This is a genomic window from Pseudomonas mangrovi (assembly GCF_003052585.1).
Classification (GTDB): domain Bacteria; phylum Pseudomonadota; class Gammaproteobacteria; order Pseudomonadales; family Pseudomonadaceae; genus Aquipseudomonas; species Aquipseudomonas mangrovi.
Window position 1 is genome coordinate 195,115 of record NZ_QASN01000019.1, and the last position, 26,217, is coordinate 221,331.

Consider the following 26,217-nt stretch of genomic DNA (forward strand, 5'->3'; position numbering starts at 1 on the left):
TGTGCTAATTGCGCCCAGCGTCTCCGCAGGGCGGATCAGCCGCCAGGCGGCGTAATCCGCCGAACGTAACGTCCGGCTCTCGAATGCCATCGAAACCGCGGGCAACAGGCAACTTGGCGGGCGCGTTGACGTCTCACCTGCATACGGTAGAGAGGCCGCCCGATAGTCGACGCGGCTCACCATTCGCCACGATCGACTTTGAGCTTTGCTCGCGCAGCGCTATTCTTGCCCCCTTTCCCAGCCAATGGTCCTTGCCCCACCCTTGAACGCCTCCGACGCTCCACGACGCTTTACCCTCGAGCCTTTCGAAGCCCGTCGCTTCGCCAATCTCTGCGGCCAGTTCGACGAGCACCTGCGGCAGATCGAAAATCGCCTGAGCATCACCCTGCGCAATCGCGGCAACCAGTTCGAGCTGCTCGGCGATCCGGCACGTACCCAGGACGCCGAGCGCCTGCTGCGCCTGCTCTACCGTGAAACCGAAGCCAGCGAGCTTTCCCCCGACATGGTCCATCTGTTCCTGCAGGAGTCCGGCGTCGAGGCGCTGGCCAATCCGCAGACCGAAACCGTCACCCTGCGCACCCGCAAGGGCATGATCCGGCCGCGCGGCGCGAACCAGCAGGGCTACGTCAAGTCGATCCTGGAGCACGACATCAATTTCGGCATCGGCCCGGCCGGTACCGGCAAGACCTACCTGGCGGTTGCCTGCGCGGTGGACGCACTGGAGCGTGAGCAGGTGCGCCGCATCCTGCTGGTACGCCCGGCGGTCGAAGCCGGCGAGAAGCTCGGCTTTCTCCCCGGCGACCTGTCGCAGAAGATCGACCCCTACCTGCGCCCGCTGTACGACGCGCTCTACGAGATGCTCGGCTTCGAACAGGTGGCCAAGCTGATCGAGAAGCAGGTGATCGAGGTCGCCCCTCTCGCCTACATGCGCGGGCGCACGCTGAACAACAGCTTCATCATCCTCGACGAGTCGCAGAACACCACCACCGAGCAGATGAAGATGTTCCTCACCCGCATCGGCTTCGGCTCGACCGCGGTGATCACCGGGGACATCACCCAGGTCGATCTGCCGCGCGGCACCAAGAGCGGCCTCAAGCACGTGATCGAAGTGCTGCGCGGAGTACCAGGGATCAGCTTCACCCACTTCAACTCACGCGACGTGGTGCGCCACCCACTGGTGCAGCGCATCGTCGAGGCCTACGACCGCTTCGACGCGCGCCAGGAAGACGCCAAGGGCAGCGAGCCGGGCTCGGGCGATGCTTGAGCTGGATCTGCAGAATGCCTCCAGCGCCGCGAACCTGCCGAGCGCGGAGGATTTCCGGCGCTGGTGCGAAGCGGGCCTGCGCCAGCGCAGCGCCGACTCCGAGCTGACCATTCGCCTGGTCGACGAGGACGAGGGCCGCGAGCTCAACCGCACCTGGCGACACAAGGATTACGCCACCAATGTGCTGTCCTTCCCCGCCGAGATACCTGACGGCATCCTCGACATCCCTCTGCTAGGCGATCTGGTGATCTGCGTGCCGGTGGTCGAGCGCGAGGCGGAGGAACAGGGCAAACCGGCGGCGGCGCACTGGGCGCACCTGGTGATCCACGGCTGCCTGCACCTGCTCGGCTTCGATCACATCGAAGACGAGGAAGCCGAGGAAATGGAAGCACTGGAACGAGAATTGCTGGCCGAGCTTGGCCATCCCGACCCTTACGCCGACGACGAGCCGGCCGCGGGCAACTTGAGTTAAAGGAATCATGAGCGAAGACCGATCAATCAGCGGGCAGAAGTCCTGGCTGAACCGCATCACCCAGGCGTTTGCCCACGAACCGAAGAATCGCCAGGAGCTGCTGGAAGTCCTGCGCGAAGCCCATCAGAACAAGCTGCTCGACAGCGAGGCGCTGGCCATCGTCGAAGGCGCGATCCAGGTCGCCGACCTGCAGGTGCGCGACATCATGGTGCCGCGCTCGCAGGTCATCAGCATCAAGGCCGAGCAGAACCCTCGCGAATTCCTGCCGGCGATCATCGAGGCCGCGCACTCGCGCTACCCGGTGGTCGGCGAAAGCCTGGATGACGTGATCGGCATCCTTCTGGCCAAGGACCTGCTGCCGCTGGTGCTGCAGGAGGAAAATCCGCAGTTCAACATCAAGGACCTGCTGCGCCCCGCCACCTTCGTGCCCGAGTCCAAGCGTCTCAACGTGCTGCTGCGCGAGTTCCGCGCCAACCACAACCACATGGCCGTGGTGATCGACGAGTACGGCGGCGTGGCGGGCCTGGTGACCATCGAGGACGTGCTCGAACAGATCGTCGGCGACATCGAGGACGAGCACGACGTCGAAGAGGACGGCCACATCAAGCCGCTGCCCTCCGGCGACTTCCTGGTCAAGGCGCTGACCCCGATCGACAGCTTCAATGACAGCTTCGCCAGCGAGTTCTCCGATGAAGAGTTCGACACCGTTGGCGGTCTGGTGATGAACCGCTTCGGCCATCTGCCCAAGCGCAACGAGGTGGTCGAGATCGAGCAGTTCCGCTTCCGCGTGCTCAGCGCCGACAGCCGCCGCATTCACCTGCTGCGCGTCACCCCACTGGTTCGCTGAGCCACCGCTGGCGCGCCGCTCCTGGCAGCGGCGCGCCAGGCTTCGGCGCGCACGCCGCCCCTTCCGCGCCTCGCCTTTCACCTCTACCCTCTGCACCTTTGCATGCCAAGGAGCTGTCGATGACCTCATGGATCACTCGCCCCGGCTGGGTTGGCAACCTGCTGGCGCTGGCCGCCGGTGCCCTCATGCCGCTGGCTCTGGCGCCGTTCGACCTGTGGCCGCTGGCGCTGTTGTCGATCGCCCTGCACTACCTCGGCCTGCGCCAGCTGAGCGCACGCCAGGCGCTCGCCCGGGGCTGGTGCTACGGCTTCGGCAGCTTCGCCGCAGGCACCAGCTGGGTCTACGTCAGCATTCACGATTTTGGCGCCGCCTCGCCACCATTGGCCGGCTTTCTTACCCTGGGCTTCGTCGCCGGGCTCGGCCTGCTGTTCGCCCTGAGCAGCTGGCTGTGGGTGCGCTTTCTACGGCGAGACCAGGCGCCACTGACCGACGCCCTCGCTTTCGCCGCTCTGTGGTTGCTGCAGGAGGCCTTCCGCAGCTGGTTTCTCACTGGTTTTCCCTGGCTCTACGCCGGCTACAGCCAACTGCATGGCCCGCTGGCGGCCCTGGCGCCGCTGGGCGGTGTCTGGCTGATCTCGCTGATCCTGGCGCTGAGTGCAGCACTGCTGGCCAACCTGGCACGAATGGAACGACGGCCGGCCCCCGCCATTGCCGCCGGCATCCTGCTGGTCGGCCCGTGGCTCACGGCCATGCTGCTCGGCCAGCACGCCTGGACCCAGCCCGCCGGCCCACCGCTAAGCGTGGCCGCGATGCAGGGCAACGTGCCGCAGAACCTGAAGTGGGACCCGGAGCAGCTGCGCGCGCAACTGGTGCTGTACCGCGACATGACCCTGCAGGCCGAACGCAGCGATCTGGTGGTCTGGCCCGAGACTGCGGTGCCGCTGCTGCTGGAGCAGGCGGACGCCTATCTGGGTGAAGTCGCCGGCCATCTGGCACGGCGCAACTCAACGCTGATCACCGGCGTGCCGGTGCGCCAGGCCAACGAACAGGGCGAGCAACGCTATTACAACGGCGTGATCGCCGCCGGTGACGGCGAGGGGCTGTACCTGAAACAGAAGCTGGTGCCCTTTGGCGAATACGTACCGCTGCAGGAAGTGCTGCGCGGCCTGATCGCCTTCTTCAATCTGCCGATGTCGGACTTCGCCCGCGGCCCCGCCGGACAGCCGCTGCTGCAGGCCCAGGGTTACAGGGTCGCGCCCTACATCTGCTACGAAGTGGTCTACCCGGAGTTCGCCGCCAGCCTCGCCGCCGACAGCCAGATTCTGCTGACGATCAGCAACGACGCCTGGTTCGGGCGCTCAATCGGCCCGCTGCAGCATCTGCAGATGGCACAGATGCGCGCGCTGGAGTCCGGTCGCTGGATGATCCGCGCAACCAACAATGGCGTGACTGCCCTGATCGATCCCTTCGGCCAGGTAACCGAGGTTCTACCGCAGTTCGAGCGCGCCGTGCTGCGCGGCGAGATCGTACCCATGCAGGGACTGACGCCCTACCTGCGCTGGCGTGGCTGGCCGCTGGCGGCGGTCTGTCTCGGCTTGCTCGGCTGGGCGCTGCTGGCGCGGCGCAGGGAACCCTGAGCGCGCGCCGGATCAACGCCTGACGCCGCTGCGAAACAGGCGCGAACCACATTTTGCGCAGGGCGGCACGCTGCTTCCGCGCACCCGCCGCGCCGGCTCGCCACAGAGCGCGCAGCGCAATGCCTGACGGCGCAACAGCGGCTTCAAGGCGGCACTGCCCGGCGTCCGACGGCTACCCGACAGGCTCGCCTCGTCCGCCTGTTCGAGCAGCGCGAGTTCTTCAGCGGCGGCATGCCAGCCGCGCAGCCACTGCACGTCCTGCTCCCGGTAGGCCTGGATCAGTTCCAGCTCCGCAGCACTCAGGCCGCGCAGTTCCAGCTCCTGCGGCGAACGCCGGTAAAGCCGGGCGCGACTTTCGGCCTCTTCCAACGCCTGAGCCAGACGCTGCAGCAGTCGCCCGTAGAGCCCGCCGAGCCCGTTTGCGACTGCACTGGCAGGTCTTTCGCCACGCCTGTTCTCGCCCATGTCGCCACCTCGTTGTAGCGCCGGCACCGGCCGTCATCGCACCCGCGCCTTTGTCCTCAGCTTAGTCGCGCCAACCTGCACGACCCAGTGCCGCGACCGGCGGACACCTGCATCCTGCGAGGGCCGGAGCCTGCCCCCGGCGCATTCAGGGTTTCCCTCGTCCGAGGGGGGTCATGTATGCTACGGCGCTTTCGAATTTCCTTTTGCGGATCGCTTCGGCGCAGAGTTTCGGACGACGGCAAGGCCCGCTGTCCGTCCCGCGTGCCAGCGCTGTCGCAAACCCATCTTTCCAGCGCAAGTAGCCCATGCACGAACAGTATCTGCCCCGCGAAATCGAAGCCGCCGCCCGGTCACACTGGGATGCGCAGAAGTCCTTTGTCGTCAGCGAACAACCAGGCAAGGACACCTTCTACTGCCTGTCGATGTTCCCCTATCCCAGCGGCAAGCTGCATATGGGCCACGTGCGCAACTACACCATCGGTGACGTGATCGCGCGCTACCAGCGCATGCAGGGCAAGAACGTGCTGCAGCCGATGGGCTGGGACGCCTTCGGCATGCCGGCGGAAAACGCCGCGATGAAGAACAAGGTCGCGCCGGCCAAGTGGACCTACGAGAACATCGATTACATGAAAACCCAGCTCAAGAGCCTGGGCCTGGCGATCGACTGGACCCGCGAGGTCACCACCTGCAAGCCGGACTACTACCGCTGGGAGCAGTGGCTGTTCACCCGCCTGTTCGAGAAGGGAATCATCTACCGCAAGAACGGTACGGTGAACTGGGACCCGGTGGACCAGACCGTGCTGGCCAACGAGCAGGTCATCGACGGCCGTGGCTGGCGTTCGGGCGCGCTGATCGAGAAGCGCGAGATCCCGATGTACTACTTCAAGATCACCGCCTACGCCGAGGAGCTGCTGCAGAGCCTCGACGAGCTGGATGGCTGGCCGGAGCAGGTCAAGACCATGCAGCGCAACTGGATCGGCAAGTCGCGCGGCATGGAGATCAGCTTCCCCTACGACGCCGCCAGCATCGGCAGCGAGGGCGCGCTCAAGGTCTTCACCACCCGCCCCGACACCCTGATGGGCGCCACCTACGTGGCGGTGGCCGCCGAGCACCCGCTGGCGACCCTGGCCGCGCAGAACAACCCCGAGCTGCAGGCCTTCATCGACGAGTGCAAGCGCGGCGGCGTGGCCGAGGCGGACATCGCCACCCAGGAGAAGAAGGGCCTGGCCACTGCCCTGCGCGTGCAGCACCCGCTGAGCGGCGAGCTGCTGCCGGTGTGGGTCGCCAACTACGTGCTGATGAACTACGGCGAGGGCGCGGTGATGGCCGTGCCGGCGCATGACGAGCGCGACTTCGCCTTCGCCCACAAGTACGGCCTGCCGGTGAAGAGCGTGATCCGCACCAGCGCCGGCGACGAGACCCCGGCGCCCTGGCAGGACGCCTATGGCGAGCATGGCCAGTTGATCAACTCCGGCCTCTTCGACGGCCTGGACTTCGACGGCGCCTTCGACGCCATCGAGGTGGCGCTGCAGAAGAAGAACCTCGGCCAGTCGCGGGTGCAGTTCCGCCTGCGCGACTGGGGCATCAGCCGCCAGCGCTACTGGGGCTGCCCGATCCCGATCATCCACTGCGACAGCTGCGGCGACGTCCCGGTCCCCGAGGACCAGCTGCCGGTGGTGCTGCCCGAGGACGTGGTACCGGACGGCGCCGGCAGCCCGTTGGCGCGCATGCCCGAGTTCTATCAGTGCAGCTGCCCGAAATGCGGTGCGCCTGCCAAGCGCGAAACCGACACCATGGACACCTTCGTCGAGTCGTCCTGGTACTACGCGCGCTACGCCAGCCCGCAGTTCGATCAGGGCATGGTCGACCCGGCCGCGGCCAACCACTGGCTGCCGGTGGACCAGTACATCGGCGGCATCGAGCACGCCATCCTGCACCTGCTCTACGCACGCTTCTTCCACAAGCTGATGCGCGACGAGGGCCTGGTGTCCTCCAACGAGCCGTTCAAGAACCTGCTGACCCAGGGCATGGTCGTCGCCGACACCTACTACCGCACCCTGGAAAATGGCGGCAAGGACTGGTTCAACCCGGCCGACGTCGAGGTCGAGCGTGACGCCAAGGCCAAGATCATTGGCGCGCGGCTGAAGAGCGACGGCCTGCCGGTCGAGATCGGCGGCACCGAGAAGATGTCCAAGTCGAAGAACAACGGCGTCGACCCGCAGGCGATGATCGACGCCTACGGCGCGGACACCTGCCGCCTGTTCATGATGTTCGCCTCGCCGCCCGACGCCAGCCTGGAATGGTCGGATGCCGGCGTCGAGGGCGCCAGCCGCTTCCTGCGCCGCGTCTGGCGCCTGGCCCACGGCCATGTCAGCACCGGCCTGCCCGGCGCGCTGGACGTGGCCGCACTGAACGACGAGCAGAAGGCCGTGCGCCGCGCCATCCACCTGGCCATCAAGCAGGCCAGCAGCGATGTCGGTCAGCACCACAAGTTCAACACCGCCATCGCCCAGGTGATGACCCTGATGAACGTGCTGGAGAAGGCGCCGAGCGCCAGCGCCCAGGACCGTGCACTGATCCAGGAAGGCCTCGAGGCCGTGACCCTGCTGCTGGCGCCGATCACTCCGCACATCTGCCACGAGCTCTGGCAGCGCCTGGGCAAGGTCGGTGCGGTGATCGATGCGGCCTGGCCGGCGGTCGACGAATCGGCCCTGGTACAGGACAGCCTGACCCTGGTGGTGCAGGTCAACGGCAAGCTGCGCGGACAGATCGAAGTCCCCGCCAGCGCCAGCCGCGAGGACGTGGAAGCGGCCGCACGTGGCAACGAGAACGTACAACGCTTCACCGAAGGCCAGACCATCCGCAAGGTGATCGTGGTCCCGGGCAAGCTGGTCAACATAGTCGCGAGCTGATCGTATCCGCCGCCGCCAGACGGCAGCGGTCAACAAGGGGACAAGAAGATGATGAAACGGAATCTGATGGTGGTCGGCCTGGCCGTTCTGCTCAGCGCCTGTGGTTTCCAGCTGCGCGGTATCGGCGGCGGCGAGTTTGCTCTCAAGGAAATCGACGTCCAGGCGCGCAACGCCTACGGCAGCACTGTCAACGAGGTGCGCCAGGCGCTGGAGAACCGCGATCTGCGCGTGCATGCCGGGGCGCCCTATCGCCTGGTGCTGGTTTCCGAACGCGAGCAGGTGCGCACCGCCAGCTACACCCGTTCGGCACGCAGCGCCGAGTACGAACTGACCCTGATCCTCGACTACCAGATCCAGACAGCGGGCGAACTGCCGCTGCTGAACAACCGTCTGGAAGTGCAGAACACCTATCTGCAGGACGAGAACAACCTGATCGGCTCCGACCAGGAAGCCGTACAGGTCCGCGGCGAGATGCGCCGCGACCTGATCCAGCAACTGGTACAGCAGCTGCAGGTCATCACCCCGGCACGCCTCGATGAGCTGCGTGAAGCTGCCGAAGCCCGTGCTCGCGCCGAAGCACAGGCCGCCGAGGAAGAGCGTCAGCGCCAGCAGGCCGAGCCACAGCCGGCACCGCTGCAACTGCCGATCCGCTGAGCCAGTTGCCGGAACGCGACGGGTGAAGCTCAACGCCGGCCAGCTCGCCAGGCACCTGCAGGGTGCCCTGGCGCCGGTCTATGTGGTCAGCGGCGACGAACCGCTGCTCTGCCAGGAGGCCGCGGACGCGATCCGCGGCGCCGCACGCGTCCAGGGCTACAGCGAGCGCCAGGTGTTTCATGCCGATGCAGGCTTCGACTGGGGCCAACTGCATGAAGCAGGCGCAAGCCTGTCGCTGTTTGCCGAACGGCGGGTGATCGAGTTGCGCATCGGCAACGGCAAGCCCGGCGACAAGGGCGCCGCCGCCCTGCTCGAGTATCTCGCCCGCCCCGCCGATGACACTTTGCTGCTGATCAGCCTGCCCAAGCTTGACGGCAGCGCGCAGAAGACCAAGTGGGCCAAGGCCCTGATCGACGGCCCGCACTGTCAGTTCGTGCAGATCTGGCCGGTCGAGCTGAGTCAGTTGCCGCAATGGATTCGCCAGCGTCTGAGCGATGCCGGCAACAGCGCCACAGCCGAGGCGGTCGACCTGATTGCCGCCCGCGTGGAAGGCAATCTGCTGGCGGCAGCGCAGGAGATCGAGAAGCTCAAGCTGCTCGCCGAGAACGGCAAGATCGATGTCGAGACGGTCCAGGCGGCGGTCGCCGACAGCGCCCGCTTCGACGTTTTCGGCCTGCTCGAAACCGTGCTCGCCGGGGATGCCACCCATGCCCTGCGCATGCTTACCGGACTACGTGGCGAGGGTGTCGAGGCGCTGTTCATCGTCGCCATGTTGGCGCGCGAGCTGCGTCAGCTGGCGGCCATCGCCCACCAGCACAGCCAGGGCGTACCTCTGGACAAGGCCTTCGCCTCGGCGCGTCCACCCGTCTGGGACAAACGCAAACCGCTGGTCAGCCGCGCCCTGCAGCGCCATCCGACGGAACGCTGGAATCAGCTGCTGGGCATTGCCCAGCGCGTCGACGCCCAGGTCAAGGGCCAGGCGGCGGGCGATCCCTGGGCCAGCCTGGCACAGCTGTGCATGGAGTTCGCCGGCAAGCGCCTGGCGCTGCCTGCCGAGTAGAGCGCCAACTGCTCGCATCCGAATGCTGGACATTTTTCGTACAGCAGCCGATGATGCCCGCGCCTGCCATCCGGCGGTATTCAAGCGAGGAAAGAAGCATGAGCAAAAAGGCCCCGTCGCGGCCGAACAAGGCCAAGTCAATCGTTGCCCAGCCACTGTTCCGCTGTCGCCAGGAACAGGCGAAGAAAGGCAAAGGCAGCTACCGCCGTGAAGCCTCCCAGCAAAACTGGGAGGCTTCGTTCTTTCTGGTTGCCTGAAGTGGTAAGGTCGATGCCCTGAATCACCGACCGACAGCGCTCTTCATGTTCTCTTTCCGACGTCTCTTCCCCGCCCTACCTGTCGCCATCAGCCTTGCTCTGTACGCGTGCGCAGACACCCCCGCCAACGAAGTCGCGAGTATCGCCAGCCCCGCAGCGCCCCTCGAACAGCCTGCTGTAGCGACTCCGAGCACCTCGCCCGCCGCACCCGCCGCCATCGATCAGCCCGCCGCTCCCACGCTGGATTTCCCGATCTGGCTGCAGCAGTTCCGCGCCAAAGCGCTGCAGGCCGGCGTCAGCCCGACGCTCTTCGACCAGGCATTCGCCGGGGTTACCCCGGACGCCGCGGTGATCAAGGCCGACTACAGCCAACCCGAGTTCAGCCGACCGGTCTGGGAATACCTCGATGGCGCCGTCTCGGCCCCGCGGGTTCGCAGTGGCGAGGCCCTGCTGGCGAGTGAACGGCAGACGCTGGAGGCCATCGAGCGACAGTACGGCGTGGGGCGCCAGACCCTGGTGGCAATCTGGGGACTGGAAAGCAACTTCGGCCAGTTCATGGGCGACAGATCGGTAGTCCGCTCCCTGGCCACCCTGGCCCACGAAGGCCGGCGTCCGGCGTTCGCCGAACAGCAACTGCTCGCTGCACTGCAGATCCTCGCCAGCGGCGATATCAGTCTTGCCGGGTTGCGTGGGTCCTGGGCCGGCGCCATGGGCCAGACCCAGTTCATCCCCACCACCTACCTGAGCCACGCGGTCGATTTCGACGGCGACGGCCGTCGCGACATCTGGAACTCCAAAGCCGACGCCCTGGCCTCAGCCGCCCATTATCTGCAGGCTTCCGGCTGGCAGGCCGGGCAACCCTGGGGCATGGAAGTCGCGCTAGCGGATGGTTTCGACTACGCCCTGGCTGACGAAGCGGTGCGCAAGCCGTTGGCACAATGGATCGAGCACGGAGTGAAGATGCGTCTGCCGCCAGGCGTTGACCTGCAGGCGCCCAGCTACCTGCTGCTGCCGGCCGGTCATCGCGGACCGGCCTTCATCACCCTGCCGAACTTCCGCGCCATCCTGGCCTATAACAACTCGTCGTCCTACGCGCTGGCCGTCGGCCTGCTCGGTGACAGTTTCAGTGGCGGCGGCAAGGTGCAGGCCGCTTGGCCACGTGCGGATCTTCCGCTGGCGCGCAGCGAGCGCATCGAACTGCAGGAACGCCTCGAGCTGCTTGGCTATCAACCCGGCATCGCCGACAGCATCATTGGCGCCAACACTCGCAAGGCGATTCGCGCCTTCCAGCGAGACCAGGCTCTACCCGCCGACGGCTATGCCAGCAAACCACTGCTGGAAAAGCTGCGCGCCAGCGAACCCGCGGATATCTGACCCACTGCGCCCGACCCGATGGGCATCACCAGGAGAACCACAGAGCATGACGCTGTCGATCAATACCCTGATGCTCGCAATCAAGGCTGTCGAGCGCGATATGGAACGCCTCGAGGACTTCGTCAGTGACGAGTTCAGCGCCGAAGAGACCGAAGCGCTGGGCCAGCAGACCCAGGAGCTGGCCCAGGCCCTCGGTGAACTGGGTCGACTCTACGAGCGCGAGCGCCAGCAGAACCCCGACTGCCCGCCGCTGGACCAGTTGCTCGGCTGACCCGTTCGATCGAGATGCCTGACCAGGCAGCCGATCGGACGCGGCTGCAACGGCGCCTTCCGCAACCGCCACAACAAAGTGGCCGCAATCAGCGGCGCGATTCGCGCTGAGCCTGGCGCAGCGTACCGAACCATGCCAGCGCCGGCATGGAACCACCCCGCGCGCCCCTTTGGGTCTGCAGCAAGCAGGCCGCAGACCTTTCCCGCTCGGACCCCGCCAGGTTCATCCGCTATGTGCTGAGCTTGCGCTACTGCTTTTGCCGACGCGGCCGATACGATCCACACTCCCTGCACACGCAATCAGCCGTGGCCCGCGCCGCCCTCGCTCAGGAGCTCCGTCGATGTTCAACAGCAAACTAAAACAAGAAGTAGCCCAGCTGCGCGACGAGCTGGCCAGCCTGCGTCAGGTGAGAGACTCGATCAACCAGTCGATGCTGGTGCTGGAGATGGGGGCGGACGGCACCATTCACGAGGTCAACGACAACTTTCTCGGGGAGATGCGCTATACCCGCGACAAGCTGGTCGGCCGCAAACTCGACTCACTGATCCCCGACAGCTTCCGTCGTGAGCCCAACTACCAGTATCTCCAGCAGGCGCTGCGCTCGCGTGAACATCTCAGCGGCGCCTTTCGTCTGCTGCGCGGCGACGGCGAGGAAGCCTGGTTGCGGGCCATCTGGCAGCCAGTGTTGCGGGCCAACGGCGATCTGGAGCGTTTCACTCTCTGCGCCAACGACCTGACCCGCACCATCAGCACCTCCCGGGAGCACGAGGGCCTGATCGCCGCCCTGCTGCGTTCGACCGCAGTAATCGAATTCGATCTCTCGGGAAGGATCCTGACCGCCAACCCGCGCTTCCTCGAAGCCATGGGCTACCGTCTCGAGCAGATCAAGGGCAAGCACCATCGGATTTTCTGCACAGAGGAGGAGGCCGCCTCGCAGGCGTATCGTGATTTCTGGACCCGTCTGAATCGCGGCGAATATGTCGCCGACCGATTCAAGCGCGTGGACAGCCACGGCAACCTCGTCTGGCTGGAGGCGTCTTACAATCCCATCACCGACACGCACGACCGCCTGTACAAAGTGGTCAAGTTCGCCACCGTCATCACCGACCAGATCAATCGCGAACAGGCCGTGGCCGACGCCGCAAGCATGGCCTACGACATTTCGCGGCATACCGACGGCAGCGCTGACAAGGGCGCCGCGGTAGTACGGCAGACGGTTGACGTGATGCGCCGCATCGCCAGCCAACTGCAGGAGGCCAGCGACGGCATCCAGGCGCTGGGCAAGCAGTCGCAGCTGATCAGCACCATCATGCAGACCATCCGCGGCATCGCCGACCAAACCAACCTGCTGGCACTCAACGCAGCCATCGAGGCGGCGCGAGCCGGCGAGCAGGGACGCGGCTTTGCCGTGGTTGCCGACGAAGTACGCCAGCTGGCCGGGCGTACCAGCCAGGCCACCGAGGAGATCGTCGAGGTGGTACAGCGTAATCAGGTCCTGGCCCAGGACGCCGTGGCGAGCATGGCCAGCAGTCGAGAGCAGGCGGAACAGGGACTGGATCTGGCCAGCGAGGCGGGCGCGGTAATCGTCGAGATTCAGGACGGTGCCAAGCAGGTCGTGCAGGCTGTCGCACAGTTCGCCAGCCAGCTGAAGAACTGAGACGAAAAGCCCGGCAAGCGCCGGGCTTGAGGTGCGGCAGGCTCAGTCGTGCTTGTGGCCGTGCGCCTGCTGGTCGGCGTGATAGGAGGAGCGCACCAGCGGCCCCGAGGCGACGTTCTTGAACCCCATCTTCTCGCCCTCTTCGGCGAACCAGGCGAAGGTGTCCGGGTGGACGAAGCGCTGCACCGCCAGGTGACTGCGTGAGGGCTGCAGATACTGGCCCAGGGTGAGCATGTCGATGTCGTGCTCGCGCATGCGCTGCATGACTTCGATGACTTCCTCGTCGGTCTCGCCCAGGCCAAGCATCAGCCCGGACTTGGTCGGTACGCCGGGCACACGTTTCTTGAAATTCTCCAGCAGATCCAGCGACCACTCGAAATCCGAACCAGGACGCGCAGCCTTGTACAGACGCGGTACCGTCTCCAGGTTGTGATTGAAGATGTCCGGCGGCTCGCTGGCAGTGATTTCCAGGGCCACATCCATGCGCCCGCGGTAGTCCGGCACCAGCGTTTCCAGTTGCACGCCGGGCGAGCGCTTGCGGATCTCGCGCAGGCAGTCGGCAAAATGCTGGGCGCCACCGTCACGCAGGTCGTCGCGATCCACCGAGGTGATCACCACGTACTTCAGCCGCAGATCGGCGATGGCGATGGCCAGGTTAGCCGGCTCGTCGGCATCCAGCGGTTTGGGCCGGCCATGGCCGACGTCACAGAACGGGCAGCGCCGGGTGCAGATGTCGCCCATGATCATGAAGGTCGCGGTGCCGCCGGAGAAACACTCGCCCAGGTTGGGACAGGACGCTTCCTCGCAGACACTGTGCAGCTTGTGCTTGCGCAGCAGTTGCTTGATCCGGTCAACTTCGGGCGAGATCGGCATGCGCACCCGTATCCAGTCCGGCTTGCGCGGCAGTTCGTCGGTGGGAATGATCTTCACCGGAATGCGCGCAACCTTCTCCGCGCCGCGCATCTTGACGCCCGTTTCCACCTTGGCCGGGCCCTTGCCCGTGATTTCAGCACTGCTCATGGCATTCGATCCCGCCCGCAAGGGGCCTGTGTCCAGCGTAGTCGAGGTGACGGGCAAGCTGATCGCTCAGACGCCGGCCGACCTCGTTGAAATTGACCGACCCGGCGGTTTCGTCACGCAGCTGGGTCATGCGTAGCCCGGCGTAACCGCAGGGATTGATGCGCGCAAAGGGTTGCAGATCCATGTCCAGATTCAGCGCCAGACCATGGAAGGAGCGGCCGTTGCGGATACGCAGGCCGAGCGAGGCAATCTTCGCATCGCCCACATAGACACCGGGCGCGTCCGCCTTGGGGTAGGCATCGACAGCATAGCTGGCCAGCACCTCGACCAGGCTGCGCTCGATGCGGCTGACCAGTTCGCGAACACCGAGCCCCAGGCGACGCACATCGAGCAGCAGGTAGACGACCAGTTGTCCCGGACCGTGATAGGTCACCTGGCCGCCGCGGTCGACCTTGACCACCGGGATGTCACCCGGCAGCAGCAGGTGCTCGGGTTTGCCGGCCTGGCCCTGGGTAAATACCGGCGGATGTTCGAGCAGCCAGAGCTCGTCGGGCGTACTCGCATCACGCTCGTTGGTGAAGCGCTGCATGGCATGCCAGACCGGCTCGTATGACAACCGGCCAAGCTCGCGAATACCCAGGACCTGCCCCGCCATGGCGGATTCCTCGTCGTGTCAGAGCACCATATGCACGCGGCCAGTGGCACGCAGGTCGACATGAATCGCCTGCAGCTGATCGACCCCGGTGGCGGTGATCAGCACCTGCACGGAGACGAAGCGGCCCTTGCTGCTTTCGCGCACCACCAGGCTGGTGGTATCCAGATCCGGCGCGTGACGCTGGACGACCTCGATCACCAGTTCGCGGAAATCCTCACCGGCATCGCCGACCACCTTGATCGGATAGCGCGGGCAGGGAAATTCGATTTTCGGAGGATTTACTTGGCTATCGCTCATGCAGTTGCGGGCCTCGCCCTTGCTGACTGTGGGTCGAAATCGACGCCTGGCTGGCAGTGCAGCCTAGATGAGGGCGGCTGGCAAAAAAACAAGCCGCCCAGGCGCCGGGGCCTGAAGCCCTCTACTTCAGCTGAACAGCCCGAGGAAGAACATCTTGATGCTGTCCCACAGGCGACCGAAGAAACCGGCCTCTTCGACCGCACTCAGGGCGACCAGATCAGCGCTGTGGACCAACTGCTCGCCGTTACGGACCTCGACCTTGCCGATCACCTGCCCGGCACTGATCGGCGCAACCAGTTCCGGCTGGACCTGCATGGTCGCTTCCAGCTTGTCGGCCTGGCCGCGCGGCAGGGTCAGAATCATGTCTTCGGCGAGACCGGCCGGAACATCAGACGCCTGGCCTTTCCAGACCGTTGCGCGGGTCAGCTCGACGCCCTTGTCGCGCAGCTTGCGCGTTTCGAAGAAGCGGAAGCCATAGGTCAGCAGTTTCTGAGTCTCGGCAGCGCGAACCTTCTCGCTGTCGGTGCCGAATACCGAGGTGATCATCCGCGCGTTGTCACGCTTTGCAGACGCCACCAGGCAGTATCCCGCTTCCTCGGTATGGCCGGTCTTGAGTCCGTCAACGGTGCTGTCGCGCCACAGCAGGAGGTTGCGATTGCTCTGCTTGATATCGTTCCAGACGAACTCCTTCTGCGAGTAGATCGCATAGTGTTCCTGGTCTTCCTGGATGATCGCCCGCGCGAGGATGGCCATGTCGTGGGCACTGGAGTAATGCTCCGGGTGCGGCAGGCCGGTGGAGTTCATGAAGTGGCTGTTCTTCATGCCCAGCTTCTGGGCAGTGGCATTCATCATGTCGGCGAAAGCGTCCTCGCTGCCGGCAATGTACTCGGCCAAGGCGATACTGGCGTCGTTGCCGGACTGGATGATTACGCCGTGCAGCAGATCATCGACGGAGGCCTGGCTGTTCAGCGGCAGGAACATGGTCGAGCCACCGGAAGCAGCACCACCGGTGCGCCAGGCGTGTTCGCTGATCGGCACCATGTCCTGTTCGCCGATCTTGCCACGACGAATTTCCAGGGTAGCGATATAGGCCGTCATCAATTTGGTCAGGCTGGCCGGCGGCAGGCGCTGGTCGCCATTGTTTTCGACCAGGACATTGCCGCTCGCGGCGTCCATCAGGACATATGACTTGGCGGCCAGTTGCGGCGGTGCCGGCACGATGGTCGTGGAGGCCAGCGCCACCGGCGCGACCAGCAGCGAAAGGGAAAGGAAACAGCGACGAGCAAGGCAGGTAATGTTCATCAGAATCTCTGGGACTTATGGGTGACGGTCGCACCGACGAGGGCGCGAACCATTAATCGACGTTCACCAACGAGGGGTGGCCAAGGTTCGCCAGGCGAACACTGTCCTGCAGACGCAGGGCCTCATCCTGAGTTCCGATCGGCCCCAGCCGCACGCGATGCAGTATCTGCTGGTCGCGGACCACCGAACTGATGAAGACAGGGGCATTGAACGAGCTGCTCAACTTGGCCTTGAGGAGTTCGGCAGCGTCCGGGTTGGCGAAGGCTCCGACCTGGAGATACAGGCCAGACGCTGGTACAGAAGCGTTTTTTTTTGAGTCGATTTCGCTCGGCAGCACCGCGGCGGCGTGCTGTGCCGGCGGTGGGGTGTACTGCTCGACCACAGGCTGTGGAGCGGCCTGCTTGGGCTGGGTCAACATCAGCGGCGACGGAACCTGCCGTCCCTGTTGCGCCCACCAGCGCTGCGGGTCTATACCTTCGACCTTGACCCGCGCGGTGCCATGCTCGGCAAAATTGAGCTTCTTCGCCGCAGCGAAGGACAGGTCGATGATCCGGTCCGAATAGAATGGTCCGCGATCATTGACGCGCAGGATCACGCTCAGGCCGTTATCCAGGTTGGTGACACGCACGTAACTTGGCAGTGGCAGGGTCTTGTGCGCAGCCGTCATGCCATAGAGGTCATAGGCCTCGCCGTTGGCAGTGGCCTGGCCATGGAACTTGGTGCCGTACCAGGAGGCAGTGCCCACCGCCTGGTAGTTGCGCGAGTCCTGGATCGGGTAATAGGTCTTGCCCAGCACCGTGTAAGGACTGGCCTTGTAGTTGCCGGTATGCGGCATCGGCACGGCGTCGGGAATGCGCGAAACGTCTATGTCCCACCAGGGTGCGCCATCGCGGCTGGGGCGGGCATAGCTGCCGGGCCCGGAGATCGGTCCACCGGCCCGCACCGGCTCGGTCGGCTGCGGCGCGCGCTGGGTAGTGCAGCTCACCAGCAGTGCCAGGCTGGCGAGGACCAGTAGAGGTTTGAGCTTGAACGGCGACATCACTTGGAATCCTTCGCCTTGACCAGCAGCTCGGAGAGCTGATGGACCGCCATTGCATACATGAAGCTGCGGTTGTAGCGGGTGATGGCGTAGAAGTTCTGCAGGCCGAACCAGTACTGGTCGCCATCTTCCGCCTGCAGGCGGAAGGCGGTCACTGCCTGGTCGTCACGCAGGGCATCCTGGCTCGACCAGCCCAAGGCACGCAGGTCACCGACGGTCCGCACCGGCTCGATACCTTCGGTGAGGCCCTCGTCGACCTTGTCGCCGCGGACCTTGGCACGACTGACCACCTGCTGCCCGGCAGTCCAGCCATGGTGCTTGAAGTAGCTGGCAACGCTGCCGATCGCATCGGTGGGGTTGTTCCAGATATCGATATGACCGTCACCATCGAAATCCACCGCATAGGCGCGGAAGCTGCTCGGCATGAACTGCGGCAGGCCCATGGCACCGGCGTAGGAGCCCTTCAGACTGAGCGGATCGAGCTGTTCCTCGCGCGCCAGCAGGAAGAACTCGCGCAGCTGCTGACGAAAGAAGGGCGCGCGCGGCGGGTAGTCGAAGGCCAGCGTGGACAGCGCATCGACCACCCGGTAGCTGCCGGTGTTGCCACCGTAGAAGGTTTCCACGCCGATGATCGAGACGATCACCTGCGGCGGCACGCCATATTCCTGCTCGGCACGAGTGAGCGCCGCTTCATGCTGTCGCCAGAAATCCACGCCACGCGAAATGCGCGAGTCGGTGATGAAGATCGGCCGGTAGTCCTTCCACGGCTTGACCTTCTCCGCCGGTCGCGAGATGGCGTCGAGAATCAACTGCTTGCGCTCCACCTTGGCGAAGACCTCAAGCAATTGCTCCGCGGCGAAGCCATGGTCACGGGTCATCTCCGCGACGAACTCCTCGACCAGGGGTGAATTCTGGTAGTCGGCCGCCTGCAGCGGCAGTACAACCCCCAGCGCGCCGGCAAGGCCGGCCCAGCGAACAGAGCGAGCAGCCCAGCCACGCAGTCGATGCATTGAAGTCATTGCCCCGATCAAACCTGTGTAATCCATTTTTTATGGGTATGAATTGCCATCAGGATCCCGAATCCAGACAGCAGCGTCACCAACGAGGTGCCGCCATAACTGATGAAGGGCAATGGTACCCCCACCACCGGCAATAGCCCACTGACCATGCCGATATTGACAAACACATACACAAAAAACGTCATCGTCAGACTGCCTGCGAGCAGCTTGCCGAACAGCGTCTGCGCCCGCACCGTGATGAACAACCCACGACCGATCAGCAGCAGATAGAGAAACAGCAGCAGGCAGATCCCGACCAGGCCGAACTCTTCGCCGAGCACCGCGATGATGAAGTCCGTGTGACTCTCCGGCAAGAAGTCCAGGTGCGACTGGGTGCCCATCAGCCAGCCTTTGCCGAACACCCCGCCGGAGCCGATGGCCGCCTTGGACTGGATGATGTTCCAGCCGGCACCGAGCGGATCGCTTTCCGGATCCAGGAACGTCAGCACCCGGCGCTTCTGGTAGTCGTGCATGACGAAGAACCACATCGCCACGGCGATCGGCACCGCCGCCGCCACTGCGCCGATGATCCAGCGCCAGCGCAGGCCGGCAACAAACAGCACGAACATGCCCGAGGCGAGAATCAGCAGCGAGGTGCCCAGGTCCGGCTGCTTGAGGATCAGTGCCACCGGCACCAGGATCAGCGCCAGACTGATCACGATGTGCTTGAAACGCGGCGGCAGCGAGCGGCTGGCCAGGTACCAGGCAATGGTCATCGGCATGACGATCTTCATCATCTCCGACGGCTGAAAGCGGATCACCCCGGGAATGTTGATCCAGCGCGTCGCCCCCATTGCGGTATGCCCGATGAGTTCCACAGCGACCAGCAGCGCCACCCCACCGCCATAGGCCAGCGGCACCCAGCGCGACATGAAGCGCGGATCGAACTGGGCGATGACCAGCATCACCACCAGACCGACGCTGAAAGACGTCGCCTGCTTGATCAACAGATCCCAGTTCTTGCCGCTGGCGGAGTAGAGAATGAACAGGCTGCCCACCGCCAGCAACAGCAACAGCAACAGCAACACACCGTCGATGTGCAGGCGCTGCAACAGGCTGGAGCGACGACGCAGCACGTCTTCGCTGGACAGGTTGCGGTCGAAGTTGCCGTTCATTGCGAGGCCCCCGGCAAGCTAACCGGCTCATTGAAACGGTACTCGGGCTTTAGCTGCCCATCGGGCCCCAGCAACCAGGCATCCATCACCTGCTTGACCACGGGTGCAGCAACGCCGGAACCGGACTCGCCGTTCTCGACCATCACAGCCACGGCGATGCGCGGGTTTTGTGCGGGAGCAAAGGCCACGAACAGCGCGTGGTCACGATGCCGCTCCTGGACCTTGCTGCGGTCGTACTTCTCGCCCTGGCGGATAGCGACTACCTGGGCCGTGCCGCTCTTGCCGGCGATACGGTAGACCGCGGCATCACCGACCTTGCGCGCGGTACCGCGCGGACCATGCATGACCATTTCCATGTCGTGGGTGACCTGGTCCCAGATCTGCGGATCGCGCAGACGAAGGTCGTCCGGCACCGGGCGATCCTCCAGCAGCTCGTGGGCGATCAGCTCCTCCGGACTCATGCCGTCGGCATTTTTCAGCAGCCGCGGGCGCCGCCACTGCCCGCGATTGGCCACCAGCGCCATGGACTGGGCAAGCTGAAGCGGCGTGGTCAGCATGAAACCCTGGCCGATCCCGGTGATCAGCGTCTCCCCCGGATACCAGGGCTGCCGACGATTGGTTCGCTTCCACTCGCGCGAAGGCATCAGCCCCTCGGACTCCTCGAACATGTCCAGGGACACCCGCTGACCGATGCCGAAGGAGGACAGATAGCTATGCATACGATCGATCCCCAGCTTGTTTGCCAGGTCATAGAAATAGGTGTCGTTGGAGCGTTGCACGGCGAGCTCCATGTCGACCCAGCCGTCGCCGTTGCGATTCCAGTTGCGATACTTGTGACTGTGATTGGGCAGTTGATAGAAACCGGGATCGAATACCCGCGTACTGCGATTGACCACACCGCTATCCAGCCCGGCCAGCGCCACCAGCGGCTTGATCGTCGAGCCCGGCGGATACAGACCACGCAGCACACGGTTGTACAGCGGCCGGTCGATCGAATCGCGCAGATCGGCGTAGTCCTTGAAGCTGATACCGGTGACGAACAGGTTGGGGTTGAAACTGGGTTGGCTGACCATCGCCAACACCCCGCCGGTTGCCGGGTCGATGGCAATCACCGCACCACGCCTGCCGCCCAGCGCCTTCTCGGCCGCCTCCTGCAGATGCAGATCCAGATGCAGGGTCAGATCCTTGCCCGGCTGCGGATCGGTACGATTGAGCACCCGCAGAACCCGCCCACGCGCGTTGGTCTCGACCTCCTCGTAGCCGACCCCACCGTGCAGCAGATCCTCGTAGAACTTCTCTACCCCGGTCTTGCCGATGTGGTGGGTGCCGCTGTAATCGACCGGATCGAGGTTCTTCAGCTCCTGCTCGTTGATCCGTCCGACATAACCGACCGAATGGGCGAAGTGCTCCCTCTGCGGATAGTGGCGCACCAGCTGCGCAGCCACCTCGACGCCCGGCAGGCGGAACTGGTTCACCGCTACCCGGGCAATCTGTTCCTCGCTCAATTCGAACAGGATCGGCACCGGCTCGAACGGTCGCCGCCCCTGGCGCACGCGCTTCTCGAACAACGCCCGATCCTCCGGACTCAGCTCAAGGATCGCCACCAGCTCGTCCAGCACATGCAGCCAGTCGCCGGCCCGCTCGCGGGTCACGGTGAGGCTGAAGCTGGGCCGGTTGTCGGCGATGACGACGCCATTGCGGTCGAAGATCAGCCCACGGGTCGGCGGAATCGGCTGCACATGGATGCGGTTGTTCTCCGCCAGCGTCGAGTGGTACTCGTGCTGCACCACCTGCAGGTAATACATCCAGCAGACCAGCAGCATCGTCAGCAGCAGCACGGCCACGGCACCGACGAACACCCGCCGCCGCACCAGGCGGGCGTCGCGTTCGTGGTCCTTCAGGCGGATCGGCTGCGGCATGGGTGGGCGCTACTGCTACTTGTGATAGGGGTGCCCGGACAACAGTGTCCAGGCGCGATAGATCTGCTCACCCAGCAGTATCCGCACCAGCGGATGCGGCAGGGTCAGTGGCGACAGTGACCAGCGCTGCTCGCTGCGCGCGCAGACTTCCGGCGCCAGCCCTTCCGGGCCGCCGACCATCAGGTTGACGTTGCGCGCATCCAGCCGCCAGCGCGACAGCTCGGCCGCCAGTTGCTCGGTACTCCAGGGCTTGCCCGTCACCTCCAGGGTGACGATGCGCTCGCCCGGCTGCACCTTGGCCAGCATCGCCTCGCCCTCCTGACGGATCAGTCGGGTGAGATCGGCGTTCTTGCCACGCGTGCTCAGCGGAATCTCGACCAGCTCCAGCGGCAACTCCGCCGGCAACCGCTTGGCGTATTCCTGCCAGCCGTCTTCGACCCAGCGCGGCATGCGCGAACCGACCGCGATCAGACGCAGGCGCATAGCCAGGCCTTGCTCACTCGCCGTCGGGGGCGTGCTGGGCGCGGCTCTGCTCGGCGCCCTGCCAGAGGCGCTCGAGATCGTAGAACTGCCGGGTGGCCGACTGCATCACGTGCACCACCACGTCGCCGAGGTCGAGCAGGGCCCACTCGCCGCCATCCAGGCCTTCACTGCCGATCGGCCGCACACCCTTCTCCTTGACCTTCTCCAGCACGTTGTCGGCGAGCGACTTGACGTGCCGGCTGGAACTGCCGGTGGCGATCAGCATGTAGTCGGTGATGCTGGTCTTGCCGCGCACATCGATGGTGGCGATGTCCTGCGCCTTGACGTCTTCGAGCGCGAAGATCGCGAGCTCTACCAGTTCTTCACTGGTCATCTTTTGGTTCTGCATGGGGAAAGGGTCTGCCTCGTATTCAGGATGTGGCACGGTATAGCCCGTGCGCGTTGATATAGGCCAGCACTGCGTCGGGTACCAGGAATCGGACCGAACGGTTGCTCGCCAGCAATTGGCGGATACGCGTGGCGGAGATCGCCAGGGGCGTCTGCCAGACGAAGGAAATTTCCCCGCAAGGTCCACTCATGGACTGCGGATCGGCGACGCTGCGCGCCGCCTGCAGATCGCGCAGCGCCTCGGGCGCCTCGCTGTCGGCATCCGGCCGCTGCAATACCAGGATGTGGCAATAATCGAGCAGCTCCTGCCAGCGGTGCCAGCTCGGCAGGCCGCAGTAGGCGTCCCAACCGAGCAGGAGGAACAGCTGCACCTCGCTGCCGAGCTCGGCACGCAGCGACTCGAGGGTCTCGATGCTGTAGGACGGTCGCTCCCGCTGCAGCTCGCGGTCGTCGACCTGCAGCAGTTCGATCCCTTCCACCGCCAGACGCACCAGAGCCAGACGATCCTCCGCGGAAACCGCCGGCGCGTCGCGGTGCGGCGGCCGGGCACTGGGGATCAGACGCAGCTCGTCGAAGGCGAACTCCTCCGCCACCTCCAGCGCCGAGCGCAGATGACCGATGTGCACCGGATTGAAGGTGCCACCGAGAACCCCGATGCGTCTGCTCATCGGCTCATGTACGTATGTGACCGTCGCCGAAGACCACGTACTTCTCGCTGGTCAGGCCTTCCAGCCCGACCGGCCCGCGCGCATGCAGCTTGTCGGTGGAGATGCCGATCTCCGCACCGAGGCCGTATTCGAAGCCGTCGGCAAAGCGCGTCGAGGCATTGACCATCACCGAACTGGAGTCGACTTCGGTGAGGAAGCGCCGCGCGCGGGTGAAGTTCTCGGTGACGATGGCATCGGTGTGATGCGAGCCATAGTGATTGATGTGCTCGATGGCCGCATCCAGCGAGTCGACAATGCGGATCGCCAGGATCGGCGCGTTGTACTCGGCGAACCAGTCGTCCTCGACCGCAGCCGTGACGGCACCGCCGAGCAGCGCGCAGGTGCGCTCGCAGCCACGCAGCTCGACGCCCTTGTCGTGGTAGATCGTCGCCAGCGGCGGCAGCACGCGCTCGGCGATGGCGGCATCGACCAGCAGCGTCTCCATGGTGTTGCACGGGGCGTAGCGCTGGGTCTTGGCGTTGTCGGCGACGCGGATCGCCTTGTCCAGGTCGGCCGCCTCGTCGATATACACGTGGCAGACGCCATCCAGATGCTTGATCACCGGCACCCGGGCATCCCGGCTGATGCGCTCGATCAGGCTCTTGCCGCCGCGCGGCACTATCACGTCGACGTACTCGGGCATGCTGATCAGGCGGCCAACGGCTTCGCGGTCGGTGGTCTCCACCACCTGCACCGCGGCGGCCGGCAGACCTGCCTCGGCCAGACCCAGCTGGATGCAGCGGGCAATCGCCTGGTTGGAATGGATGGCTTCGGAGCCTCCACGCAGGATGGTCGCATTGCCGGACTTCAGGCACAGGCTGGCGGCATCGATGGTCACGTTCGGCCGCGACTCGTAGATGATGCCGATCACCCCCAGCGGCACGCGCATCTTGCCGACCTGGATGCCCGAGGGCAGGTAGCGCATGTCGCGAATCTCGCCGATCGGGTCGGCCAGGCTGGCAACCTGGCGCAGGCCTTCGATCATGTCGTCGATACGCGCCGGGGTCAGCGCCAGGCGGTCGAGCATGGCTTCGTCGAGACCATTGCCGCGACCGTTTTCCAGATCCTTGCGGTTGGCCTCGGCCAGCTCCTCGCGCGCCGCATCGAGCGCGGCGGCGGCGGCCTGCAGGGCCCGATTCTTCTGCGCGGTGCTGGCACGGGCGACCACCCGCGAAGCCTCGCGGGCGGCACGGCCCAGGCGATTCATGTAGTCGTGCACGGATTCGGTCATTCGGGCGCTTCCGACGGCGGCAGGGAAAGCGGCTGATTATAGCGATGCGCCGGCCCCACGCCCAGCGGCGCGCGGCAGTAAGCGACGACCTTGCTATGATCGCCCGTCAGGAGGCCGCAATGATCGAACCCAGCCCACCCTGGCCCGGCGCCAGACCTCTCGACGACCACTTCTTCGACCGCGACGCCCAACAGGTCGCCCGCGAGCTCCTCGGCAAGGTGATTCGCCATCGCCAGGGCGACTTGTGGCTGAGCGCGCGAATCATCGAGACCGAGGCCTACTACGCCGCAGAAAAGGGCAGCCATGCCTCGCTCGGTTATACGTTCAAGCGCCGCGCGCTGTTCCTGCCGGGCGGGCACATCTACATGTACTACGCCCGCGGCGGCGATTCGCTGAACTTCAGCGCCGAAGGGCCGGGCAACGCCGTGCTGATCAAATCCGGCCACCCCTGGCAGGACGCTGTCTCCGGCCCGCAAAGCCTGGCGCTGATGCAGCGCAACAACCCCGACGCCACTGGCGCACCGCGTCCGCTGGCGCGCCTGTGCGCCGGGCAGACGCTGCTGTGTCGGGCACTGGGCCTGAAGGTGCCCAGCTGGGATGCAGAGCGCTTCAACTGGCAGCGACTCTTCGTCGAGGACTGTGGCATCCGGCCCGAGAGAATCATCCAGACCACCCGCCTGGGCATTCCAGCCGGCCGCGACGAACATCTGCCCTATCGTTTCGTCGACGCCGAATACGCGGCCTGCTGTACCCGGAACCCACTTCGCCGCGGTCAGGTCGAAAACCGCGACTATCGAATACTGGAAGCGTGCGCATGAGTGCATGGCTGGACAGCCTGACCCTCTGGCTCGGCGCCCACCCACAATGGCTGGGGCTGGCCATTTTCCTGATCGCCTGCCTCGAATGCCTGGCCATTGCCGGCATCCTGGTCCCCGGAACGGTGCTGCTGTTCGCCGTCACCATGCTTGCCGGCAGCGGTACGCTGGGCCTGGGCGAAACCATGCTGCTGGCCTATTTCGGCGGACTGACCGGCGATCTGCTGTCCTACCTGCTGGGTCGGCACTTCCACCAGAACATCCGCCGCCTGCCGCTGCTGCGCAAACACCCGGAATGGATCGCCCGCGCCGAGCTGTATTTCCGCGAGTACGGCGGCGTCAGCCTGCTGATCGGGCGCTACATCGGTCCGCTGCGACCGATCCTGCCGATGGTTGCCGGCATGCTCGACATGCCCTTCCTGCGCTTTCTGCTGATCAGCCTGCTGGCCTCAGCCGGTTGGGCGATCGCCTACGTCATGCCGGGCTGGGCTGCCGGGGCGGCCCTGCGCCTGCCGCTACCGGAAGGCTTCTGGCCGGAGGCCGCCATCGCCGCCGGCCTGCTCGCAACGCTGATCGGTGCGAGCGTCTGGGCCAGCTCCCGCGAGTGGCGCCACGCCACCGCCCTGACCTGCGGCCTGGCGCTGGCTATCCTGGTCGCGCTGCTGTTCGGCTGGCAGTGGATGCTCGAACTGGATACCGGCCTGCTGACGCTGGTACAGGAAGGGCGCCACAAACGCCTGGACGAGGCCATGGTGTTTCTCACCCGGCTCGGCGACTACCGCACCCAGCTGGCCGCCGCCGTCCTGCTGGTAACCCTGCTGAGCCTGCTGCGCCAGTGGCGCGCCGCGGTCTTCGCCGTCTGCACCCTGCTCGGCACCGCACTGGCCAACGGCACGCTCAAGCAGTTCTTTGCCCGCCTGCGGCCGGAAATTCTGGTCGAACCCCTGAGCAGCTACAGCTTCCCCAGCGGCCACGCCTCGGCCGCCTTCGCGTTCTGCCTGACCCTTGGCGCACTGGCCGGGCGCGGTCAGCCGGCCCGCTGGCGCATCACCTGGTTTCTGCTCGCGAGCCTGCCTGCCGGCGCCATCGCCCTCTCCCGCGTGTATCTGGGCGTGCACTGGCCGACCGACGTCATCGGTGGCGCGCTGCTGGCGGTATTCTTCTGCGCTGCCAGCCTGCTGCTGGTGCAGACCCGCGCGCCCCTGCCGGCCCTGCCTGCGCGCAGCTGGTGGATAGTGGCACCCGGCTGCCTGGCGCTGATCGGCGGCTTTTCGCTCTGGGCGCTGAGCGAGGCGATGCAGCTGTATCGCTACTGAGAC

Annotated in this window: 25 protein-coding genes and 2 pseudogenes; 14 read left to right on the forward strand and 13 right to left on the reverse strand. The window is 65.3% G+C overall.

Annotated elements, in window-relative coordinates; all coding sequences use genetic code 11:
• The first annotated feature begins 262 nt into the window (after positions 1-262).
• The 4 genes from DBO85_RS11970 (at position 263) to lnt (ending at position 4,220) form a co-directional block, all read left to right on the forward strand.
• Positions 263-1,264, forward strand: coding sequence for a PhoH family protein (locus DBO85_RS11970; protein ID WP_108107628.1), 1,002 nt, complete (start codon positions 263-265; stop codon positions 1,262-1,264).
• Positions 1,257-1,736, forward strand: coding sequence for an rRNA maturation RNase YbeY (ybeY, locus tag DBO85_RS11975; protein ID WP_108107506.1), 480 nt, complete (start codon positions 1,257-1,259; stop codon positions 1,734-1,736). Before DBO85_RS11970 ends, ybeY begins: the two co-directional genes overlap by 8 nt.
• Positions 1,737-1,743: 7 nt before the next feature.
• Positions 1,744-2,583: an HlyC/CorC family transporter gene (locus tag DBO85_RS11980; protein ID WP_108107507.1), complete on the forward strand. Its 840-nt coding sequence runs from the start codon at positions 1,744-1,746 to the stop codon at positions 2,581-2,583.
• A 119-nt stretch (positions 2,584-2,702) separates the two neighbouring features.
• Positions 2,703-4,220 (forward strand): apolipoprotein N-acyltransferase, encoded by a 1,518-nt coding sequence (lnt, locus tag DBO85_RS11985; RefSeq protein ID WP_108107508.1) that lies wholly within the window; start codon positions 2,703-2,705, stop codon positions 4,218-4,220.
• A gap of 12 nt (positions 4,221-4,232) precedes the next feature.
• Here lnt and DBO85_RS11990 read toward each other — a convergent pair whose 3' ends face one another.
• A complete protein-coding gene (locus DBO85_RS11990; protein ID WP_108107509.1) occupies positions 4,233-4,685 on the reverse strand; it encodes a hypothetical protein in 453 nt (150 codons plus the stop codon).
• Between the two features lie 305 nt (positions 4,686-4,990).
• Here DBO85_RS11990 and leuS point away from each other — a divergent pair, with 305 nt between their 5' ends.
• From leuS to DBO85_RS19725, 8 genes and pseudogenes are all read left to right on the forward strand, one after another.
• Complete coding sequence (gene leuS / locus DBO85_RS11995) at positions 4,991-7,597, forward strand: leucine--tRNA ligase (protein ID WP_108107510.1); 2,607 nt, start codon at positions 4,991-4,993, stop codon at positions 7,595-7,597.
• A gap of 48 nt (positions 7,598-7,645) precedes the next feature.
• Positions 7,646-8,251 carry an LPS-assembly lipoprotein LptE gene (locus DBO85_RS12000; protein WP_108107511.1) on the forward strand — a complete coding sequence of 202 codons (606 nt, stop codon included), beginning with the start codon at positions 7,646-7,648 and terminating at the stop codon, positions 8,249-8,251.
• A 22-nt stretch (positions 8,252-8,273) separates the two neighbouring features.
• On the forward strand, positions 8,274-9,311 hold the full coding sequence (gene holA / locus DBO85_RS12005) for a DNA polymerase III subunit delta (RefSeq protein ID WP_108107512.1): 1,038 nt from the start codon (positions 8,274-8,276) through the stop codon (positions 9,309-9,311).
• Positions 9,312-9,409: 98 nt separating this feature from the next.
• Positions 9,410-9,568: an alternative ribosome rescue factor ArfA gene (gene arfA / locus DBO85_RS12010; protein ID WP_108107513.1), complete on the forward strand. Its 159-nt coding sequence runs from the start codon at positions 9,410-9,412 to the stop codon at positions 9,566-9,568.
• A gap of 45 nt (positions 9,569-9,613) precedes the next feature.
• Positions 9,614-10,942: a lytic murein transglycosylase gene (locus tag DBO85_RS12015; RefSeq protein ID WP_108107514.1), complete on the forward strand. Its 1,329-nt coding sequence runs from the start codon at positions 9,614-9,616 to the stop codon at positions 10,940-10,942.
• 46 nt (positions 10,943-10,988) lie between these two features.
• Positions 10,989-11,213 carry a hypothetical protein gene (locus DBO85_RS12020; protein ID WP_108107515.1) on the forward strand — a complete coding sequence of 75 codons (225 nt, stop codon included), beginning with the start codon at positions 10,989-10,991 and terminating at the stop codon, positions 11,211-11,213.
• Positions 11,214-11,553: 340 nt separating this feature from the next.
• Positions 11,554-12,330 (forward strand): annotated as a pseudogene (locus tag DBO85_RS19720) (PAS domain-containing protein); the annotation flags it as partial.
• Between the two features lie 99 nt (positions 12,331-12,429).
• Positions 12,430-12,870, forward strand: a pseudogene (locus DBO85_RS19725) (methyl-accepting chemotaxis protein); the annotation flags it as partial.
• Between the two features lie 42 nt (positions 12,871-12,912).
• On the opposite strand, the gene lipA reads toward DBO85_RS19725, so the two are convergent.
• The 12 genes from lipA to DBO85_RS12085 form a co-directional block, all read right to left on the reverse strand.
• Positions 12,913-13,890, reverse strand: a complete 978-nt coding sequence (gene lipA, locus DBO85_RS12030; protein WP_108107517.1) for a lipoyl synthase — start codon at positions 13,888-13,890, stop codon at positions 12,913-12,915.
• Entirely contained in the window at positions 13,877-14,545 is a 669-nt protein-coding gene (gene lipB / locus DBO85_RS12035; RefSeq protein ID WP_108107518.1) for a lipoyl(octanoyl) transferase LipB, read from the reverse strand. The genes lipA and lipB overlap by 14 nt, the downstream gene beginning before the upstream one ends.
• 18 nt (positions 14,546-14,563) lie before the next feature.
• A complete protein-coding gene (locus DBO85_RS12040) occupies positions 14,564-14,842 on the reverse strand; it encodes a DUF493 domain-containing protein (protein WP_108107519.1) in 279 nt (92 codons plus the stop codon).
• A gap of 126 nt (positions 14,843-14,968) precedes the next feature.
• Positions 14,969-16,144, reverse strand: coding sequence for a D-alanyl-D-alanine carboxypeptidase family protein (locus DBO85_RS12045; RefSeq protein WP_108107520.1), 1,176 nt, complete (start codon positions 16,142-16,144; stop codon positions 14,969-14,971).
• Positions 16,145-16,196: 52 nt separating this feature from the next.
• Positions 16,197-17,183, reverse strand: a complete 987-nt coding sequence (locus DBO85_RS12050; protein ID WP_108107521.1) for a septal ring lytic transglycosylase RlpA family protein — start codon at positions 17,181-17,183, stop codon at positions 16,197-16,199.
• Entirely contained in the window at positions 17,183-18,193 is a 1,011-nt protein-coding gene (gene mltB, locus DBO85_RS12055; RefSeq protein WP_108107522.1) for a lytic murein transglycosylase B, read from the reverse strand. Before mltB ends, DBO85_RS12050 begins: the two co-directional genes overlap by 1 nt.
• A gap of 17 nt (positions 18,194-18,210) precedes the next feature.
• Positions 18,211-19,314, reverse strand: coding sequence for a rod shape-determining protein RodA (gene rodA, locus DBO85_RS12060; protein ID WP_177429771.1), 1,104 nt, complete (start codon positions 19,312-19,314; stop codon positions 18,211-18,213).
• Positions 19,315-19,352: 38 nt separating this feature from the next.
• The gene (gene mrdA, locus DBO85_RS12065; protein WP_108107524.1) at positions 19,353-21,275 is read right to left on the reverse strand and encodes a penicillin-binding protein 2; all 1,923 of its coding nucleotides are present in this window, start codon (positions 21,273-21,275) and stop codon (positions 19,353-19,355) included.
• Between the two features lie 15 nt (positions 21,276-21,290).
• Entirely contained in the window at positions 21,291-21,758 is a 468-nt protein-coding gene (gene rlmH, locus DBO85_RS12070) for a 23S rRNA (pseudouridine(1915)-N(3))-methyltransferase RlmH (protein ID WP_108107525.1), read from the reverse strand.
• A gap of 13 nt (positions 21,759-21,771) precedes the next feature.
• Positions 21,772-22,131, reverse strand: a complete 360-nt coding sequence (gene rsfS / locus DBO85_RS12075) for a ribosome silencing factor (RefSeq protein ID WP_108107629.1) — start codon at positions 22,129-22,131, stop codon at positions 21,772-21,774.
• 37 nt (positions 22,132-22,168) lie between these two features.
• Positions 22,169-22,813 (reverse strand): nicotinate-nucleotide adenylyltransferase, encoded by a 645-nt coding sequence (gene nadD, locus DBO85_RS12080; protein WP_108107526.1) that lies wholly within the window; start codon positions 22,811-22,813, stop codon positions 22,169-22,171.
• Positions 22,814-22,817: 4 nt separating this feature from the next.
• Positions 22,818-24,083, reverse strand: a complete 1,266-nt coding sequence (locus tag DBO85_RS12085; protein ID WP_108107527.1) for a glutamate-5-semialdehyde dehydrogenase — start codon at positions 24,081-24,083, stop codon at positions 22,818-22,820.
• Between the two features lie 119 nt (positions 24,084-24,202).
• Between DBO85_RS12085 and DBO85_RS12090 the strand changes: the two genes are divergently transcribed.
• Positions 24,203-24,901, forward strand: coding sequence for a DNA-3-methyladenine glycosylase (locus tag DBO85_RS12090; protein WP_108107528.1), 699 nt, complete (start codon positions 24,203-24,205; stop codon positions 24,899-24,901).
• A complete protein-coding gene (locus tag DBO85_RS12095) occupies positions 24,898-26,214 on the forward strand; it encodes a bifunctional DedA family/phosphatase PAP2 family protein (RefSeq protein WP_108107529.1) in 1,317 nt (438 codons plus the stop codon). The genes DBO85_RS12090 and DBO85_RS12095 overlap by 4 nt, the downstream gene beginning before the upstream one ends.
• Positions 26,215-26,217 lie beyond the last annotated feature (3 nt).

Excerpts from the sequence above, each read along its gene's own strand:
- DBO85_RS11990 (WP_108107509.1), bottom strand. The coding sequence starts at position 4,685 with ATGGGCGAGAACAGGCGTGGCGAAAGACCTGCCAGTGCAGTCGCAAAC.
- mrdA (WP_108107524.1), bottom strand. The coding sequence starts at position 21,275 with ATGCCGCAGCCGATCCGCCTGAAGGACCACGAACGCGACGCCCGCCTG.
- leuS (WP_108107510.1), top strand. The coding sequence starts at position 4,991 with ATGCACGAACAGTATCTGCCCCGCGAAATCGAAGCCGCCGCCCGGTCA.
- DBO85_RS11980 (WP_108107507.1), top strand. The coding sequence starts at position 1,744 with ATGAGCGAAGACCGATCAATCAGCGGGCAGAAGTCCTGGCTGAACCGC.
- DBO85_RS12090 (WP_108107528.1), top strand. The coding sequence starts at position 24,203 with ATGATCGAACCCAGCCCACCCTGGCCCGGCGCCAGACCTCTCGACGAC.
- DBO85_RS12015 (WP_108107514.1), top strand. The coding sequence starts at position 9,614 with ATGTTCTCTTTCCGACGTCTCTTCCCCGCCCTACCTGTCGCCATCAGC.
- mltB (WP_108107522.1), bottom strand. The coding sequence starts at position 18,193 with ATGCATCGACTGCGTGGCTGGGCTGCTCGCTCTGTTCGCTGGGCCGGC.
- arfA (WP_108107513.1), top strand. The coding sequence starts at position 9,410 with ATGAGCAAAAAGGCCCCGTCGCGGCCGAACAAGGCCAAGTCAATCGTT.
- lnt (WP_108107508.1), top strand. The coding sequence starts at position 2,703 with ATGACCTCATGGATCACTCGCCCCGGCTGGGTTGGCAACCTGCTGGCG.
- lipA (WP_108107517.1), bottom strand. The coding sequence starts at position 13,890 with ATGAGCAGTGCTGAAATCACGGGCAAGGGCCCGGCCAAGGTGGAAACG.
- DBO85_RS12040 (WP_108107519.1), bottom strand. The coding sequence starts at position 14,842 with ATGAGCGATAGCCAAGTAAATCCTCCGAAAATCGAATTTCCCTGCCCG.
- DBO85_RS12000 (WP_108107511.1), top strand. The coding sequence starts at position 7,646 with ATGATGAAACGGAATCTGATGGTGGTCGGCCTGGCCGTTCTGCTCAGC.
- DBO85_RS12095 (WP_108107529.1), top strand. The coding sequence starts at position 24,898 with ATGAGTGCATGGCTGGACAGCCTGACCCTCTGGCTCGGCGCCCACCCA.
- DBO85_RS12085 (WP_108107527.1), bottom strand. The coding sequence starts at position 24,083 with ATGACCGAATCCGTGCACGACTACATGAATCGCCTGGGCCGTGCCGCC.
- DBO85_RS12050 (WP_108107521.1), bottom strand. The coding sequence starts at position 17,183 with ATGTCGCCGTTCAAGCTCAAACCTCTACTGGTCCTCGCCAGCCTGGCA.
- nadD (WP_108107526.1), bottom strand. The coding sequence starts at position 22,813 with ATGAGCAGACGCATCGGGGTTCTCGGTGGCACCTTCAATCCGGTGCAC.
- rlmH (WP_108107525.1), bottom strand. The coding sequence starts at position 21,758 with ATGCGCCTGCGTCTGATCGCGGTCGGTTCGCGCATGCCGCGCTGGGTC.
- lipB (WP_108107518.1), bottom strand. The coding sequence starts at position 14,545 with ATGGCGGGGCAGGTCCTGGGTATTCGCGAGCTTGGCCGGTTGTCATAC.
- DBO85_RS12045 (WP_108107520.1), bottom strand. The coding sequence starts at position 16,144 with ATGAACATTACCTGCCTTGCTCGTCGCTGTTTCCTTTCCCTTTCGCTG.
- ybeY (WP_108107506.1), top strand. The coding sequence starts at position 1,257 with ATGCTTGAGCTGGATCTGCAGAATGCCTCCAGCGCCGCGAACCTGCCG.
- DBO85_RS12020 (WP_108107515.1), top strand. The coding sequence starts at position 10,989 with ATGACGCTGTCGATCAATACCCTGATGCTCGCAATCAAGGCTGTCGAG.
- rsfS (WP_108107629.1), bottom strand. The coding sequence starts at position 22,131 with ATGACCAGTGAAGAACTGGTAGAGCTCGCGATCTTCGCGCTCGAAGAC.